Origin of the sequence: Bifidobacterium pullorum subsp. saeculare (assembly GCF_016899725.1) — a bacterium.
In the GTDB taxonomy this organism is placed as follows: domain Bacteria; phylum Actinomycetota; class Actinomycetes; order Actinomycetales; family Bifidobacteriaceae; genus Bifidobacterium; species Bifidobacterium pullorum_C.
Genome location: NZ_JACLYU010000284.1, coordinates 1 through 430, shown reverse-complemented (window position 1 = coordinate 430; position 430 = coordinate 1). Strand labels below are relative to the sequence as shown.

The 430-nt window shown below is 51.4% G+C and carries 1 protein-coding gene; it reads left to right on the top strand.

The window, feature by feature from the left end; all coding sequences use genetic code 11:
* On the top strand, window positions 1-229 hold a 229-nt coding region (locus H7U32_RS10555; RefSeq protein ID WP_204469961.1), incomplete at its 5' end, for a hypothetical protein.
* Window positions 230-430: the final 201 nt, after the last annotated feature.

Genomic DNA, 430 nt, shown 5'->3' with positions numbered 1-430 from the left:
GAATTCATTTGTGTCAGTCGGCACGGCATTGATAGCGAGACGAGCGTTCGGAGCGTTCGTACTCAAGCCGACGTTACCATTCGCATCGATGATGAAAGCAGTCGAGGTTGAGGTCGGCGAAGAAGTCGAGACGACGAAGAGAGGCATTCGTTGTGTAGATGTGCCCGCTATAGATAATGTTCCCCATGGGCTCGAAGTGCTCAAACCGAACCTGTTGTCATATGTATAGACAGATGATACACCAGACCCTGATACGCCCGTCAATTGCATGACATCGACGTGTTGCACTGTTGCACCGGCGGCTGTAAAGATGACTGAACCTCCGCTTCCAGTCCCTGCCAGTGAACCCGTGCTGAAACTATATTGTCCTCCAGAGACAGATCCGCCGTTTGAAACAGTCACAACGGGTGAGCCTGCACTGTTCAAGAAT